Below are 13,399 nucleotides of genomic sequence, written 5' to 3'. Positions count from 1 at the left end.
CATCCGGCATCCGGTTTGGGGCCTTAAGGCATGCCGTATCCCTTTGGCCGAGCGGTGCTCGGCGGACTGAGATGGATGTCCTCGCTTCGCTATGGACCCATCTCAGCTACGTCAACGGGCTGCCCGTCAGCGTCCTGTTGTCCAGGGCCTTGAATATGGTCGCCTTGGTGATGTCGTCGATGGCCTGGGAAACCCGCTTGGTGCCGTTCTTGTCGGGCTTGGTGCCGTCCTTGTTCTGGAACCAGACCATGATCGCGTAGTGTCCGTGCGTCCACATCTTGGCCCCGCCGGCGCCCGCGCCGAGGAACTTGGTGACACTGTCCTTACCCTTGAGCGGCTTCACGTAGTTCTTCTGGTCACCGCTCTTGGCCACCGCGCCCGCGGTCTTGCTGGTCGTGAGGTTGGCCACGCCGACCGTGCCGATCACCTTGCCCGCCTTGTCGCGGAAGCTGGCTCGGACGAACTGGTTGCACTTGCCGGCCTTGAGCGCCTTCTGCAGCTTGTCGCCCAGGGCGCCGTCGGTGCACTTCTTGTCCTTGCTGGTGATCGTCATCTCGTAGCCGCGGCCGGAGAAGGTGAACTTCTTCTTCGCGCCGAAGATCTCCTTGACCGTGATCGGCTCGGGGTCCGTGGAACGGTCGGCCGCGAAGCCGTACTTGCCGGGAGGGGGGGACGGCAGCGGGGCGGACGTGGGGCGGGTGGCGGTCTCGGCGGCGGTGCTGGGGCTTTTCATGTTCCACATCACCGCGATGCCGCCGCCGAGCAGCCCGAGCACCGCCACACCGCCGATCGCGAACCACAGCGGCGCGCGCGAGCGCGGTCCCTCGTCGTACGGGCTCCAGCCGATCCTGCTGTTGCTGCCGCTCTGCGGCGCCTTCTCGGGGTCGTCGGCGGCGCGTTCCCTGCGGGAGCGGCGGGGGCTGGCGCTCTCCGTGCCGGTTTCACGTTCCGCACTGCCTTTGGAAACCATGCGGCGACATTACCCTGATGCGCGTCACTGGGTTCCGAAGTCCTGGGTCCACCATGGCCCGTTGGGGCCCGAGGCGACGCCGACGCCGATGGCCTTCAGCCGGCAGTCCAAGATGTTCTTGCGGTGGTCGCGGCTGTCGAGCCAGCCGCGTACCGCCTCTTCCGCGGTGCTGTAGCCGGCGCCGATGTTCTCGGCGGCGCCGTAGCGGTATCCGGCGCGCTCCATGCGGTCCCACGGGGAGGCGCCGTCGGGGGAGTTGTGCGAGAGCTGCCCCATTTTGGCCATCTCCAGCGAGTGCGTACGCGCCGAGCGCATGAGCCCTCCGTCCACCCTGAGCGGCCCGCAGCCGAACTTGGACCTGGCGGCGTTGGTGAGGGACACGACCTTCGAGGCCATGCCGCGGATCACCGCGACGGAAGACCCCTCGTCGGTGAACACCTGGGCGGGGTCGTCCTGGGCGTCGAAGCCCGCGATCTGGTCGTCCGGCGTCTTGCCGGTGGGCCGGGGAGTGGCCGTGCCGCGCGGGGCCCTCTTGGTCGTGACCTCTCGCGGGATGCTCTCCAACTGCTGCAACGCCGTCTTCGCCGTCGTGGGCGCGGGGTGGGCCGTGGCGGCGGCGGGCGGGGCGGTGCCGTTGAGGTAGATGTGGGCGTTCTGCTGAGGATCGTCGGTGATCCGGCCGATGAGCACGCCGGTGAAAAGGACCGCCGCCATGAGGCAGGTCAACACACCCAGATGACTCCGGCGCCGAGCGCCCCGCTGGGTTGGCCGGGTGTGAGAGTTCTGCCACATACCGCAGTCAACGATAGAGATGTCTGGTCCTGGGAAAGAAGGGGTCCCAGGGAAACGAAATCGAACCGTTCTGCGTCGGGTAGACTCGTCCGAGGTTACCGGTCTTTTGACCTGCACGCCTTAGGGCGGGTAGCCTAATCGTTCGTTGTGTGCATAGGTCCAGCGAGACCAATGCGCGGCGCGTCCGGCGTCATCTCCCGTTCTGTGGAGACGGAAGGTCCGGGCTGCCGTGTGCCCGCACCGACCGACCAATGTAGCTGTCGCATCCGACAGCGCCGAAGACGCGAGCATAAAGAAGGCTACGACCGTGCGCACGTACTCACCGAAGCCCGCCGACGTCCAGCGTCAGTGGTACGTCATCGACGCGACCGATGTCGTGCTGGGCCGGCTGGCCAGCCACGTCGCGACCCTGCTCCGCGGCAAGCACAAGCCGATCTTCGCCAACCACGTCGACACCGGTGACTTCGTCATCATCATCAACGCGGACAAGATCGCGCTGAGCGGCAACAAGCTTGAGCAGAAGAAGGCCTACCGCCACTCGGGCTACCCGGGCGGTCTGCGTTCCGTCTCGTATGGCGAGCTCATGGAGAAGCGGCCCGACAAGGCCGTCGAGAAGGCCGTCAAGGGCATGCTCCCCAAGAACTCCCTCGGCCGGAAGATGATCAAGAAGCTGAAGGTCTACGCGGGTTCCGAACACCCGCACCAGGCGCAGCAGCCGGTGCCGTTCCAGATCACCCAGATCGCCCAGTAGTAGTACGAAAGAGTTAGAGGAGAACCGTGGCTGAGCCCACTGGTGTCGAGACGGCCGTCGAGCCTGAGCTGGAAGAGGTCTCCAGCGAGGACTTCCCGTCTGAATACACCACCGAGTCCGCCGCCAGCGCCGACGCACCCGTGCGCAAGCCCGTCACCACGGGCAACTCGTACGGCACCGGCCGCCGCAAGGAGGCGATCGCCCGCGTGCGCATCGTCCCCGGCACCGGCAAGTGGACGATCAACGGTCGTTCGCTGGACGCCTACTTCCCCAACAAGGTCCACCAGCAGATCGTCAACGAGCCCTTCGTGGTGCTCGGCGCCGAAGAGGCGTTCGACGTCATCGCGCGCATCGACGGCGGCGGCGTGACCGGCCAGGCCGGCGCGCTGCGCATGGGCTTGTCCCGCGCCCTGTCGATCCTGGACGTCGAGGTCAACCGCCCGCCGCTGAAGAAGGCCGGCTTCCTCACCCGTGACGCCCGCGCCACGGAGCGGAAGAAGTACGGCCTCAAGAAGGCCCGTAAGGCTCCGCAGTACAGCAAGCGCTAAGTGGGGCGCCTTTTCGGCACCGACGGGGTACGTGGGGTCGCGGGGCGCGACCTCACAGCTGAGCTTGCCATGGACCTGGCGGTCGCGGCGGCTCACGTCCTCGGCGATGCAGGCGCGTTCGCCGCTACCGGACGCCGTCCGGTAGCGGTCGTGGGCCGGGACCCGCGTGCCTCGGGGGAATTCCTCGAGGCCGCCGTGGTCGCCGGCCTCGCGGCGTCCGGAGTGGATGTGCTGCGCCTCGGCGTGCTGCCCACCCCTGCCGTCGCCCATCTCACGGCCGCGCTCGGCGCCGACCTCGGCGTCATGCTGTCGGCCTCGCACAACCCGGCGCCGGACAACGGCATCAAGTTCCTGGCCAAGGGCGGCTTCAAGCTGTCCGACGCGGTCGAGGACGAGATCGAGCGGCGGCTGGGCGAGGACTGGAGCTTCCCCGTCGGCTCGGGCGTGGGCCGCGTGCGGGACGCGTACGGCGAGGCCGACCGCTACATCTCGCACGTGCTGACCACGATGAACGCCTCGCTCGACGGGCTGAACGTGGTGGTCGACTGCGCTCACGGCGCCGCCCACATGGTGGCCCCGGAGGCGCTGGTGCGGGCGGGAGCCAGGGTCGAGGCCATCGGCGCCCGGCCGGACGGCCTCAACATCAACGCCCGCCACGGCTCCACCCACCTGGACAAGCTCCAGCAGGTGGTCGTGTCGCGCGGCGCGGACCTGGGCGTGGCCTACGACGGCGACGCCGACCGCTGCCTGGCGATCGACCACACGGGCGCGATCATCGACGGCGATCACATCATGGCCATCCTCGCCGCCGCCATGCACGGCGAGGGCATGCTGTCCAAGGACACCGTGGTCGCGACCGTGATGTCCAACCTGGGCTTCAAGCTGGCGATGCGCGACGCGGGCATCACCGTGGTGGAGACCGCGGTGGGCGACCGCTACGTGCTGGAGCGGATGAAGTCCGGCGGCTACAACCTGGGTGGCGAGCAGTCGGGCCACGTCATCATGCTGGACCACGCCACCACGGGCGACGGCCTGCTCACCTCGCTCCACCTGATGGGCGTGGTGGCCAAGGCCGGGGTGCCGCTGACGGAGCTGGCCTCGGTGATGACGCCGCTGCCGCAGATCCTGATCAACGTCAAGGACGTGGACAAGGGCAAGGCCTCCGTCCCCGAACTGGTAGCCGCCGTGGCCGAGGCCGAGGCGGAGCTGGGCGAGACGGGCCGGGTGCTGATCCGGCCGAGCGGGACCGAGCCGATGATCCGGGTCATGGTCGAGGCCGCGTCGGAGGAGCACGCCACGCAGGTGGCGGACCGCCTCGCGGACGTGGTCCGCAAGGCGTGCATCTGAATTGAAGCCCGCGGGGGTTCGCCCCCGCGGGCTTATTCGTCGCCTGTGAGCGAGAAGACCCGCAGCCGCTGACCGGCCCAGAGGACGCCGCCGACGGTGACGACGAGCAGGGCCGGTATGGCGAAGCTCAGCGTGACGTCGGCCTTGAGGAACGGCGAGGCCGAGATCTGGTCGGCGATCGTCGTGCCCCAGTGCTGGATCGAGAACTTTCGCGCACCTGTGATGAACCCGCCCACCACGGTCTCCCACACCAGTGCGTAGATGACGCCGATCGTGACCGCGTGCCGGGTGACGACGCCCAGCAGCAGGAAGACGGCGGCGTAGGCGATGCCGGCCACCAGGGCGCCCAGTGCGAAGCCCGCGGCGATGCCGTCCTCGTTGCTGACCAGGAGCCAGGCCGCGAAGTATGTCGGCACGGCGCCGAACAAGGCCAGCACCGACGCCGCCACCAGGAACTTCGTCTGGATGATCAGCGGGCGGGAGATCGGCTTGGACATCAGGTGGATGATGGTGCCGTCGTCGATCTCCGGGGCGATGACCCCGGTGCCCGCGATCACGCCGAGCAGCGGCAGCACGGTGCCGATGGAGAATTTCATGAGCACGACGGCCGTGTCCTGGTCGGCCTCGCCGAGGAGGCGGAACAACACGGCCAGGCCGACGAGGGCCAGGGGCAGCAGGAGGAGCAGGATGATCCGGCGACGGCCCAGCAGAGCGCGGTAGGTGATGCCCGCGACCACGGTATTCATTCAGGTGCTCCTGTTGATCAGGTAGGAGAAGACGCTTTCCAGGTCCTCGTCCGCCGGGGAGACCTGGTGCAGGCGTACGCCTTCCGCCTGGGCGAGCTTGGGCAGGAGCCGGGCGAAGCGGCGGAACTCGATGGCCTGGACCTCCATGCCGTCGGGGCGGAGCGTGATGCCCCCGGCCGAGTGGTCGCGGATGAGGGCTGCGGCGAGTTTCCTGTCGTCGCTGGAGCGGATCATGAACAGGTGGGGCCGGTCGGTCATCAGCCGCCTGATCTCCCGGAAGTTGCCGGACGCCGCGTGCCGTCCCGCCACCAGCACCTCGATGTGCTGGGCGACCCGCTCGACCTCCTCCAGGACGTGGGAGCTGAACAGGATGGTCTTGCCTGCCGTGCCCATGGCGCGGATCAGGTCCATCAGGTGCAGGCGCTGGCGCGGGTCCATGCCGTTGAACGGTTCGTCGAGCAGGAGCACCGGCGGGTCGTGGACCAGCGCAGCGGCCACTTTGACGCGCTGGCGCATGCCCTTCGAGTACGTCTCCACACGCCGGTCCTTCGGCTCCTCCATCTCGACCGTGGCCAGCGCCTTGCGGGCCGCCTCGACCGGGTCGGAGAGCCTGTGGAGGCGGGCGGCGGAGAGCACGAACTGCCAGCCGGTCAGAAACCCATACACACCCTCCCGTTCCGGAACCAGGCCGATATTTCGGTAAATGTGGTGGTTCTTCCAGACCTTTGCGCCGTCCAGCGTCACTGTGCCGCCCGACGGCGCCAGGAAGCCCGCCATCATGTGCAGGAGCGTCGACTTGCCCGCGCCGTTGGGGCCGAGCAGGCCGGTGACGCCAGGGCCGATCGTCATCGTCACATCGTTGACCGCCACCACGTTGCCGTACCAGCGGGACACCTGCGAGAGCTCGATCTTCATTGCGCGGCCGCCTTCCTGTAACGCAGCGCGAGAGCGGCCATGCCGATGCCGATCAGCACCACCAGGATCACCGCCGAGGCGGGGCCGTTGGGGTAGTCGCCCTCGATGGAGTGCGGCGGCGTGCCGAACAGCCAGGATTGGACGGAGTCGACGAGCCAGAACGGGTTCAGCAGCCACGCCCAGGCGGCCCCGGACTTGTTGCCCGTCTCCGCCAGCACGCCGTACATCATCGGGACGGACGCCGACGACAGCAGGTAGACGACGATCACGGAGGCCACGCCGAGCCCGCGCCGCGGTGTGAACGAGGCCAGCGACAGGCCGTACGCCGACAGCAGCAGCGCCAGCACCAGGGCCATGACGATGGAGCCGACGTATTCACCGGTGGCCGGCGGCCCCGGCATGTCCACGACGAGCTCGCCCACATAGATCAGCGTGAGCGGCAGACCCACCAGCACGAACAGCGCCGCGGTCATCGCGGACAGCTTGGCCCCGACGTACTCGAAGACGGAGACGGGGCGCGACAGGTAGAGCGGCAGCACGCGGTGGCGCAGGTCGGGCGCGACGACGGTGGGCGCCTGCGAGGCCAGGAAGATCGCTACCACGGCCTGCATGATGACCGCGAAGGCGCTGTAGGGGATGAGGCGCTGCTGGGCGAGGGCCATCCCGGCGATGGTCACAACGGCGGGCAGGAGCATGACGGTGAGCAGGGCGAACGGCATGATCTTGCTGCGCGCCGGGCGGCCGAGGCCGAAGACGCCGCGCAGGCTGTGCAGGGTCAGCGCCCTGACCGCGTAGCCGCGACCCAGGCGGGGGCCGTCGTAGTGCCGGTAGCCGATGTCGTAGATCTCAGACACCTGCGACCTCCTCCCTGAAGACGTCCTCGATGCGGTGACGTCCCTGTTCCATGCGGATCAGGCAGAGGTCCAGGTCGACGGCGGCGTCCCGGATCGCGTCGAACGTTCCGGGGCCGAGCACCTTGACCACCAGCATGCGGCCCTGCTGCGAGACGGTCTGCCCGTCCTCCGTCAGCCGGGCGGCCAGCGGCTCCAGGCCCTCGTCCACCTCGACCGTGACCGTCTCCGTGGCCTGCGTGAACTCGCCGATGGCCGAGGAGCGCAGCAGCCGCCCGGCGTCGATGACGATCACGTGGTCGCAGATGCGTTCCAGCTCGCCCAGCAGGTGGGAGGTGACCAGCACGCTGATGCCGAACTCGGTGCCGATGCGCCTGATCAGCGCCAGCATCTCGTCGCGGCCGCGCGGGTCGAGCCCGTTGGTGGGCTCGTCGAGAAAGATCAGCTTGGGGTCGTGGACGAGGGCCTGGGCCAGCTTCACCCGCTGCTTCATGCCCGTGGAGTAGCCCCCGACGGCACGGTAGCGCTCTTCGGCCAGGCCGACGTGGCGCAGCACGTCGGCGGCGCGTTCGCGGGCGGCGGTGCGTGGCAGCCCGGACATCTGGGCGAGGTGGACGACTAATTCGGTGGCGGAGACGTCGGGGGGCAGGCATTCGTGCTCGGGCATGTAGCCGACGAGCCTGCGGATCTCGGCGCCCTGGGAGGTGACGTCCAGATCGAGCACGCGCGCCGCGCCGCCGGTGGGCGGGAGCAGTCCGAGCAGGATCTTGATCAGCGTCGACTTGCCCGCGCCGTTCGCCCCGACCAGCCCGGTGACTCCGGGACCGACGGTGACCGTGAGCTGGTCGACCGCGGTGACGGTGGGGAAGCGTTTGGTCAGCCCCTCGGTGGCGAGGATGTGCATGTGCCGGACCCTACCCGTGCGATCAGGGCTGTGGCCTCGGTCATAGGGATGAACGTCGTCCTACTTGAGGCCAGAATTTCCGCTGGACCAGGAGCGTCGCCGTGCCCGCGATGATCATGCCGGCGATGTTGACCCCCAGCTGCGCGACCGAGGGCAGGACCTCGTCCCAGTGACCCAGTGCCAAGGCGACGGCCACATAGCCGGCCGCGGGCACGGTGGTGACCGAGATGAAGACGCCGACTAGGGCCGACGACTTGCCTGCCGTGATCGACAGCACCCCGGCCACGCCGGCCAGCAGCGCCACGATGAACGACCATTTGTCCGGCTTGACGATGAACTGGACCTCCGCGTTCGTGACGAGGTTGGCATCTCCGATCCAGCGGAGCCAGTTGGACACCAGCGCGCAGGCGAAAGTGATCGCGATGGCCACCGCGAAGCCGGCGGCCAGCGTCTTGAGTGAGGTCACGATGAGGGCCCACCTGCCCTGCAGCAGGCCGAAGCAGATCGCTGCGACCGCACCGAACTCCGGCCCCAGCACCATCGCGCCGACGATCAGGATGGGCGAGTTCTGCAGGATGCCGATTCCGGCGATCTGCGTGGCGACGGCCAGGAACGCCAGGTATGCCCACGTGATACGGGAGTCCGCCGACACCCGCTGCGCCAGCTCCTCCCAGATCACCGCGTCGTCGGGGTCGCCCGGCGCCTCCTCGATCGCGTCGGCCGCGACCTTGGAGAGCGAGAGGTCGACCTGCTCGGCGGCGATGGAGCCCTCGCTTTTCAGCCAGTCGAGCCGGCCGATCACCTCGTTGGCCGCTTCCCTGGCCGCGTCGCACAGGATCACGTCGCCCTTCGGCTCGTGACCCGCGCCGGCCAGGACGATGATGTTGGTGACGCCGGGGCAGTCCTCCAACACCGCCGTCACTTCCTCGGTGCGAGCGGCCGGGGTGATCAGTCGGAGATGCAGCACTCACCCATTGTCGTCGATCAGATGTTGACGGTGTTTTGATACGCGTATCCGAGGCTGCCTCACATGACCCGGTTCATGTGCCATGACCACGGTGAGGACTGCTGGTTCGCCGACATCGACGACCAGGAGTGCGGGGGGAGGTTCGCTCGCTATCTGTTCCAGGAGGTGTTCAGGTACGGCGAAGCCGTACCCGCCTGACCGAGTGGTCGACGTCCTTCTTGAGTACGAGGTCGGCGCGGCCCCTCGTCGGGGCGATGTTCTCGACCAGGTTGCGCTCGTTGATGTCGCGCCAGACGTTGACCGCGAAGGCGGTGGCCTCCTCGTAGGACATGTCCGCGATGTACCGGAAGTACGACTTCGGGTCCTCGAAGGCGGTGCGGCGGAGTTTGTGAAAGCGGTCGACGTACCAGGTGCGGATGTCCTCGACCTTGGCGTCGACGTAGATGGAGAAGTCGAAGTAGTCGTTGACGGCGAGGGAGGTGGGCGGGGCGGGTTGGAGGACGTTGAGGCCCTCGATGATCAGGATGTCCGGACTTCTCACCGTTTGGACCGCGCCGGGGACGATGTCGTACTCGAGGTGGCTGTACACCGGCGCCTTCGTCTCGGCCGCGCCCGCCTTCACCTCCGCCACGAACCTGACCAGCGCCCGCCGGTCATAGCTCTCCGGGAAGCCCTTGCGATGCATGATCCCCTTGGCTTCCAGCATCGCGTTCGGGTAGAGGAAGCTGTCGGTGGTGATCAGCTCCACGTGCGGGTGCTCGGGCCAGCGGGCCAGCAGCGTGTGCAGCAGGCGCGCCGTCGTCGACTTGCCCACCGCGACGCTGCCCGCGATGCCCAGGATGTACGGGACGCGCTGCTCGGAATGCTCGAGAAACGCGCTCAGCACGCTGCTGCGCTGCTTGGATCCGGTGAAGTGCAGGTTGAGCAGCCGGGTCAGCGGGAGGTAGATGTCGGTGACCTCGGTGAGGTCTATGGGGTCGTCGACGCCTCGCAGCTCTTCCAGCTCTTCTGCGGTGAGAGTCAAGGGCGTGTTCTTGCGGAGGTCGCTCCACTGCTCCCTGCTCAGTTCCACGTAGCCGTTATTCACCTAGGCAGCGTAGCGACGGCGAACAAAGCGGGCGTTCATCGGGGTATGTCCACAGCCTGTGGATAAAGACGTGGGATTACCGAGACTCAGTTCGGGGAATACACATCGATCTTGGCGAAATCGTTGGGTGAGGGTGGGCGGGCGGCTACTGTCACGAGTTGTGGACCGCCGTCGCTTCATCTCCAACGTCGTCATGGGTGTCGCGGGGCCCTTCGCCGGGGTCGCGTGTGCCGGAACCCAGGGGGGCGCCCAACCGGCGCCCAGCGGGTACGGGCAGCTGCGTCCCGTACGCGACCTGCGTGACGGCAAGGTGCGGCTGCACCTGCCCGAGGGCTTCAAATACCGCTCGTTCAGCGCCGCGGGGGAGAAGTTCAGCGACGGGTCGACCGTGCCGGGCAGGCACGACGGCATGGCGGCGTTCTCGGGTCCCGGCGGGAGCGCGATCCTGATCCGCAACCACGAGGTCAACGGACCGGTCGGCGCGTTCGGCGACAAGGACAGGGCCTACGACCCGATGGCCGGTGGCGGCACCTCGACGTTGCGGGTCAGCCGCTACGGCGAGGTGATCAAAAGCGCGCCCTCGCTCAACGGCACCATGATGAACTGCTCGGGCGGCCCCATGGTGTGGCGGGCCTGGGTGAGCTGCGAGGAGACGGTCAACGGCCCCGACGTGGCCGACGACTTCTCCGGCTCCGACAACTCCAAGCTCACCGAGAAGCACGGCTACATCTTCGAGGTCCCGGTCGCCCGCGCGGCCACGGCCAGGCCGATCAGGTCGGCGGGCCGGTTCCCGCACGAGTCGGCGGCGTTCGACCCGTCGTCGGGCGCCATCTACCTGACCGAGGACAACTTCGCCTTCCCGTCCGGCTTCTACCGGTACCTGCCGCCGAAGCACCCGGTCCTGGCCGGGAAGCTGCTCGACGGCGGCCGGCTGCAGATGCTCGCCGTCAAGGGCGCCAGGGGCAAGGACCTGTCCCTGGGGCAGGAGCCGGGCGCCTCGTACGCCACCACGTGGGTGGACATCGACGACCCCGACCCCGACTTCAAAGGCAAGCCGTCCAACGACGAGGTCGTGCAGGCCGTCGGCCGGCAGGGCCGGGCCAAGGGGGCGGCGATCTTCTCCAGGCTGGAGGGTGCGGTCTTCCACCAGGGCACGATCTACTTCGTCTCCACCCAGGGCGGCGACACCGACCCCGCCGACCCGCCGCCTTCCGGGTTCGGCAAGGGGCGTGGCCAGGTGTGGGGGTACGAGACGTGGAGCGGCCGGCTCAAGCTCGTCTACGAGTCGCCGCGCGCCTCGGCGCTCGACCTGCCCGACAACGTGACCGTCAGCAGGCGCGGCACGCTGGTGCTGTGCGAGGACGGCGAGGGCGACAACTACCTGCGCGGGCTCACCAGGTCGGGGCAGATCTTCGACTTCTGCCGCCTGGTGCCGATCCCCGACGACGCCGGCGCGGAGTTCGCCGGCTCCACCTTCGGGCCCGGCGGCCACACGCTGTACGTCAACGTCCAGGCCAAGCAGGGCCGATCCTTCGCCATCTGGGGTCCGTGGGAGCGCGGGCTCTTCTAAGTAGTCTGGGACGATGATCCTGGGCATCGGCGTGGACATCGTGGACATCGCCCGCTTCGAGGCGGCGCTCGAACGCACGCCGCACCTGCGCGAGCGGCTGTTCACCGAGGTGGAGAGGCCGCTGCCGGTGCACTCGCTGGCCGCCAGGTTCGCCGCCAAGGAGGCCGTCGCCAAGGCGCTCGGCGCGCCCAAGGGGCTGGGGCACCTGGAGGCGGAGGTGCGCTGCGACGAACTCGGGAAGCCGGAGCTGCGGGTCACCGGCAAGGCCGCCGAGGTCGCCTACGAGCTCGGGGTCAAACGCTGGCACCTCTCGCTCAGCCACGACGCGGGCGTGGCCGTGGCCTATGTGATCGCGGAGGGATAGCTTCGGATCATGCGCGACGGCATGTGGCGACCGAGCAGCCGAACGGAGTGAGGCCATGAAAACCGCCTACACCGCCGACCAGATCCGGGCCGCCGAGCACGTGCTCATGGCGAAGCTGCCGCCCGGCACGCTCATGCAGCGGGCCGCCGCCGGGCTCGCCGCCGTCTGCGCCGACCTGCTCGGCAGGGTGTACGGCAAACGCGTCGTCCTCCTCGTCGGCAGCGGCGACAACGGTGGCGACGCCCTCTACGCCGGCGAGCGCCTGGCCAGGCGCGGGGCGTGGGTGGGCGCCATCCTGGCCGGGTCCAAGACCCACGAGGCGGGGCTGGAGGCGCTCAGGCGGGCCGGCGGGCGGGTGGCCGACCCGGCGGCGCTCGACGGGGCCGACCTGATCGTCGACGGGCTCGTCGGGATCGGGGCGACGGGGGCGCTGCGGGAGCCGTACCGGGAGCTCGTCGAGGAGGCGAACGCCGCCCGGGCCCCGATCGTCGCGGTGGACGTGCCGAGCGGCGTGGACGCGAGCAGCGGTCAGGTGCACGGGACGGCGGTCCACGCCCGGGTGACCGTGACCATGGGGGCGTACAAGACGGGGCTGCTCGTCGATCCCGGCGCCGCCTGCGCGGGGACGATCGAGCTGGTGGACATCGGGCTCGGGTCCTACCTGCCCGACCCGGACGTCGCGGGGCTGACCGCCGGTGATGTGGACATCCTGTTGCCGCGTCCGGGCAAGGAGTCGGACAAATACCGCAGAGGCGTGCTGGGCGTGGCGGCCGGGAGCGATCTGTACACCGGCGCCGCCGTACTGGCCGTGGGCGGGGCGCTGCGGGCGGGGGCGGGCATGGTCCGGTACGCCGGGCCGTCCGCGCCCGTGGCCCAGGTACGCGCGCACTGGCCGGAGGCGGTGATCACGCAACTGGAGCGGCCCTCGATCGAGGACGTCGGGCGGGTGCAGGCATGGGTGCTCGGGCCGGGGCTCGGCACCGACGACTGGGCGCACGAGGTGGCGGCGAGGGTGCTCGAATCCCATGTGCCGGTGCTGATCGACGCCGACGGGCTGACGCTCGTGGCCAAGGAGCGGTCGCTGCTGTTCCGGAGCGTGCCGACGCTGATCACGCCGCACGCCGGTGAGCTGGCGCGGCTCCTGCGCGCCGATCGGGACGACATCGAGGCGGCCCGGCTGGAGTACACCCGGCGGGCGGCGGCCGAGCTCGGGGTGACCGTGCTGCTCAAGGGCTCGACCACGGTGGTGGCCGAGGAGTCCAGGCCGGTACGCGTCAACGGGACCGGCACCTCTTGGCTGGCCGCAGGCGGGACCGGCGACGTGCTGTCCGGCGTCGCCGGGGCGCTGCTCGCCCAGGGACTGAGTTGTTACGACGCGGCGTCGTGTGCGGCGTACCTGCACGGGGTGGCCGGCCGGCTGGCCGCCGACGGCGCCCCGCTCACGGCGGCGGACGTGGCTACGGCGATTCCGGCTGCCATCCGCGCGGTGAGCGCCGACAACCCCTGACCGCCCCGGCTGTCCCGACGCCCGCCTCGCCGACGCGCCGGGGCGGGGCGGGGGCTTGGGGTGGGAATCGCGCTCGACCA

The 13,399-nt window shown here is 69.2% G+C and carries 15 protein-coding genes; 7 read left to right on the top strand and 8 right to left on the bottom strand.

The window, feature by feature from the left end:
• Window positions 1-106: 106 nt before the first annotated feature.
• Entirely contained in the window at window positions 107-970 is an 864-nt protein-coding gene (locus tag ACIBX3_RS05295; protein ID WP_397113294.1) for a hypothetical protein, read from the bottom strand.
• Window positions 971-994: 24 nt separating this feature from the next.
• Window positions 995-1,684, bottom strand: coding sequence for a CAP domain-containing protein (locus tag ACIBX3_RS05290; RefSeq protein WP_397113293.1), 690 nt, complete (start codon window positions 1,682-1,684; stop codon window positions 995-997).
• A 385-nt stretch (window positions 1,685-2,069) separates the two neighbouring features.
• Between ACIBX3_RS05290 and rplM the strand changes: the two genes are divergently transcribed.
• Genes rplM through glmM form a run of 3 tightly spaced genes read left to right on the top strand, consistent with a single transcriptional unit; the run spans window position 2,070 to window position 4,408 of the window.
• A complete protein-coding gene (gene rplM / locus ACIBX3_RS05285) occupies window positions 2,070-2,513 on the top strand; it encodes a 50S ribosomal protein L13 (protein ID WP_397113291.1) in 444 nt (147 codons plus the stop codon).
• A gap of 26 nt (window positions 2,514-2,539) precedes the next feature.
• Window positions 2,540-3,061 (top strand): 30S ribosomal protein S9, encoded by a 522-nt coding sequence (gene rpsI, locus ACIBX3_RS05280; RefSeq protein ID WP_397113289.1) that lies wholly within the window; start codon window positions 2,540-2,542, stop codon window positions 3,059-3,061.
• The gene (gene glmM / locus ACIBX3_RS05275) at window positions 3,062-4,408 is read left to right on the top strand and encodes a phosphoglucosamine mutase (RefSeq protein ID WP_397113287.1); all 1,347 of its coding nucleotides are present in this window, start codon (window positions 3,062-3,064) and stop codon (window positions 4,406-4,408) included.
• A gap of 32 nt (window positions 4,409-4,440) precedes the next feature.
• On the opposite strand, the gene ACIBX3_RS05270 is transcribed toward glmM, so the two are convergent.
• The 5 genes from ACIBX3_RS05270 to ACIBX3_RS05250 are packed head-to-tail and all read right to left on the bottom strand — an operon-like array spanning window position 4,441 to window position 8,791.
• Window positions 4,441-5,154 (bottom strand): ABC transporter permease subunit, encoded by a 714-nt coding sequence (locus ACIBX3_RS05270; protein ID WP_397113285.1) that lies wholly within the window; start codon window positions 5,152-5,154, stop codon window positions 4,441-4,443.
• On the bottom strand, window positions 5,155-6,069 hold the full coding sequence (locus tag ACIBX3_RS05265) for an ABC transporter ATP-binding protein (RefSeq protein WP_397113283.1): 915 nt from the start codon (window positions 6,067-6,069) through the stop codon (window positions 5,155-5,157).
• Window positions 6,066-6,923 (bottom strand): ABC transporter permease, encoded by an 858-nt coding sequence (locus ACIBX3_RS05260; protein ID WP_397113282.1) that lies wholly within the window; start codon window positions 6,921-6,923, stop codon window positions 6,066-6,068. The genes ACIBX3_RS05265 and ACIBX3_RS05260 overlap by 4 nt, the downstream gene beginning before the upstream one ends.
• Window positions 6,916-7,824, bottom strand: a complete 909-nt coding sequence (locus tag ACIBX3_RS05255; RefSeq protein WP_397113280.1) for an ABC transporter ATP-binding protein — start codon at window positions 7,822-7,824, stop codon at window positions 6,916-6,918. The genes ACIBX3_RS05260 and ACIBX3_RS05255 overlap by 8 nt, the downstream gene beginning before the upstream one ends.
• A 40-nt stretch (window positions 7,825-7,864) precedes the next feature.
• Complete coding sequence (locus ACIBX3_RS05250) at window positions 7,865-8,791, bottom strand: DUF389 domain-containing protein (protein ID WP_397113278.1); 927 nt, start codon at window positions 8,789-8,791, stop codon at window positions 7,865-7,867.
• Window positions 8,792-8,854: 63 nt separating this feature from the next.
• Between ACIBX3_RS05250 and ACIBX3_RS05245 the strand changes: the two genes are divergently transcribed.
• On the top strand, window positions 8,855-8,989 hold the full coding sequence (locus ACIBX3_RS05245; protein WP_397113277.1) for a hypothetical protein: 135 nt from the start codon (window positions 8,855-8,857) through the stop codon (window positions 8,987-8,989).
• Here the strand turns inward: ACIBX3_RS05245 and coaA are convergent.
• The gene (coaA, locus tag ACIBX3_RS05240; protein WP_397113401.1) at window positions 8,961-9,863 is read right to left on the bottom strand and encodes a type I pantothenate kinase; all 903 of its coding nucleotides are present in this window, start codon (window positions 9,861-9,863) and stop codon (window positions 8,961-8,963) included. The genes ACIBX3_RS05245 and coaA overlap by 29 nt on opposite strands.
• Before the next feature lie 175 nt (window positions 9,864-10,038).
• Between coaA and ACIBX3_RS05235 the strand changes: the two genes are divergently transcribed.
• From ACIBX3_RS05235 to ACIBX3_RS05225, 3 genes are read left to right on the top strand one after another with little or no spacing between them, the layout of a single operon-like run.
• Window positions 10,039-11,448 carry a PhoX family protein gene (locus ACIBX3_RS05235; protein WP_397113275.1) on the top strand — a complete coding sequence of 470 codons (1,410 nt, stop codon included), beginning with the start codon at window positions 10,039-10,041 and terminating at the stop codon, window positions 11,446-11,448.
• Between the two features lie 13 nt (window positions 11,449-11,461).
• The gene (locus tag ACIBX3_RS05230) at window positions 11,462-11,812 is read left to right on the top strand and encodes a holo-ACP synthase (protein ID WP_397113273.1); all 351 of its coding nucleotides are present in this window, start codon (window positions 11,462-11,464) and stop codon (window positions 11,810-11,812) included.
• Window positions 11,813-11,867: 55 nt separating this feature from the next.
• Entirely contained in the window at window positions 11,868-13,319 is a 1,452-nt protein-coding gene (locus tag ACIBX3_RS05225; RefSeq protein ID WP_397113271.1) for an NAD(P)H-hydrate dehydratase, read from the top strand.
• Window positions 13,320-13,399 lie beyond the last annotated feature (80 nt).

The organism is Nonomuraea sp. NPDC049480, from assembly GCF_044465905.1.
GTDB lineage: Bacteria > Actinomycetota > Actinomycetes > Streptosporangiales > Streptosporangiaceae > Nonomuraea.
This window is presented reverse-complemented; position numbering and strand designations above follow the sequence as displayed.

Bases quoted from the DNA above. Each gene is read 5' to 3' on its own strand.
- ACIBX3_RS05255 (WP_397113280.1), bottom strand. From the start codon at position 7,824: ATGCACATCCTCGCCACCGAGGGGCTGACCAAACGCTTCCCCACCGTC.
- ACIBX3_RS05290 (WP_397113293.1), bottom strand. From the start codon at position 1,684: ATGGCGGCGGTCCTTTTCACCGGCGTGCTCATCGGCCGGATCACCGAC.
- ACIBX3_RS05225 (WP_397113271.1), top strand. From the start codon at position 11,868: ATGAAAACCGCCTACACCGCCGACCAGATCCGGGCCGCCGAGCACGTG.
- ACIBX3_RS05295 (WP_397113294.1), bottom strand. From the start codon at position 970: ATGGTTTCCAAAGGCAGTGCGGAACGTGAAACCGGCACGGAGAGCGCC.
- ACIBX3_RS05270 (WP_397113285.1), bottom strand. From the start codon at position 5,154: ATGAATACCGTGGTCGCGGGCATCACCTACCGCGCTCTGCTGGGCCGT.
- ACIBX3_RS05245 (WP_397113277.1), top strand. From the start codon at position 8,855: ATGACCCGGTTCATGTGCCATGACCACGGTGAGGACTGCTGGTTCGCC.
- ACIBX3_RS05230 (WP_397113273.1), top strand. From the start codon at position 11,462: ATGATCCTGGGCATCGGCGTGGACATCGTGGACATCGCCCGCTTCGAG.
- ACIBX3_RS05265 (WP_397113283.1), bottom strand. From the start codon at position 6,069: ATGAAGATCGAGCTCTCGCAGGTGTCCCGCTGGTACGGCAACGTGGTG.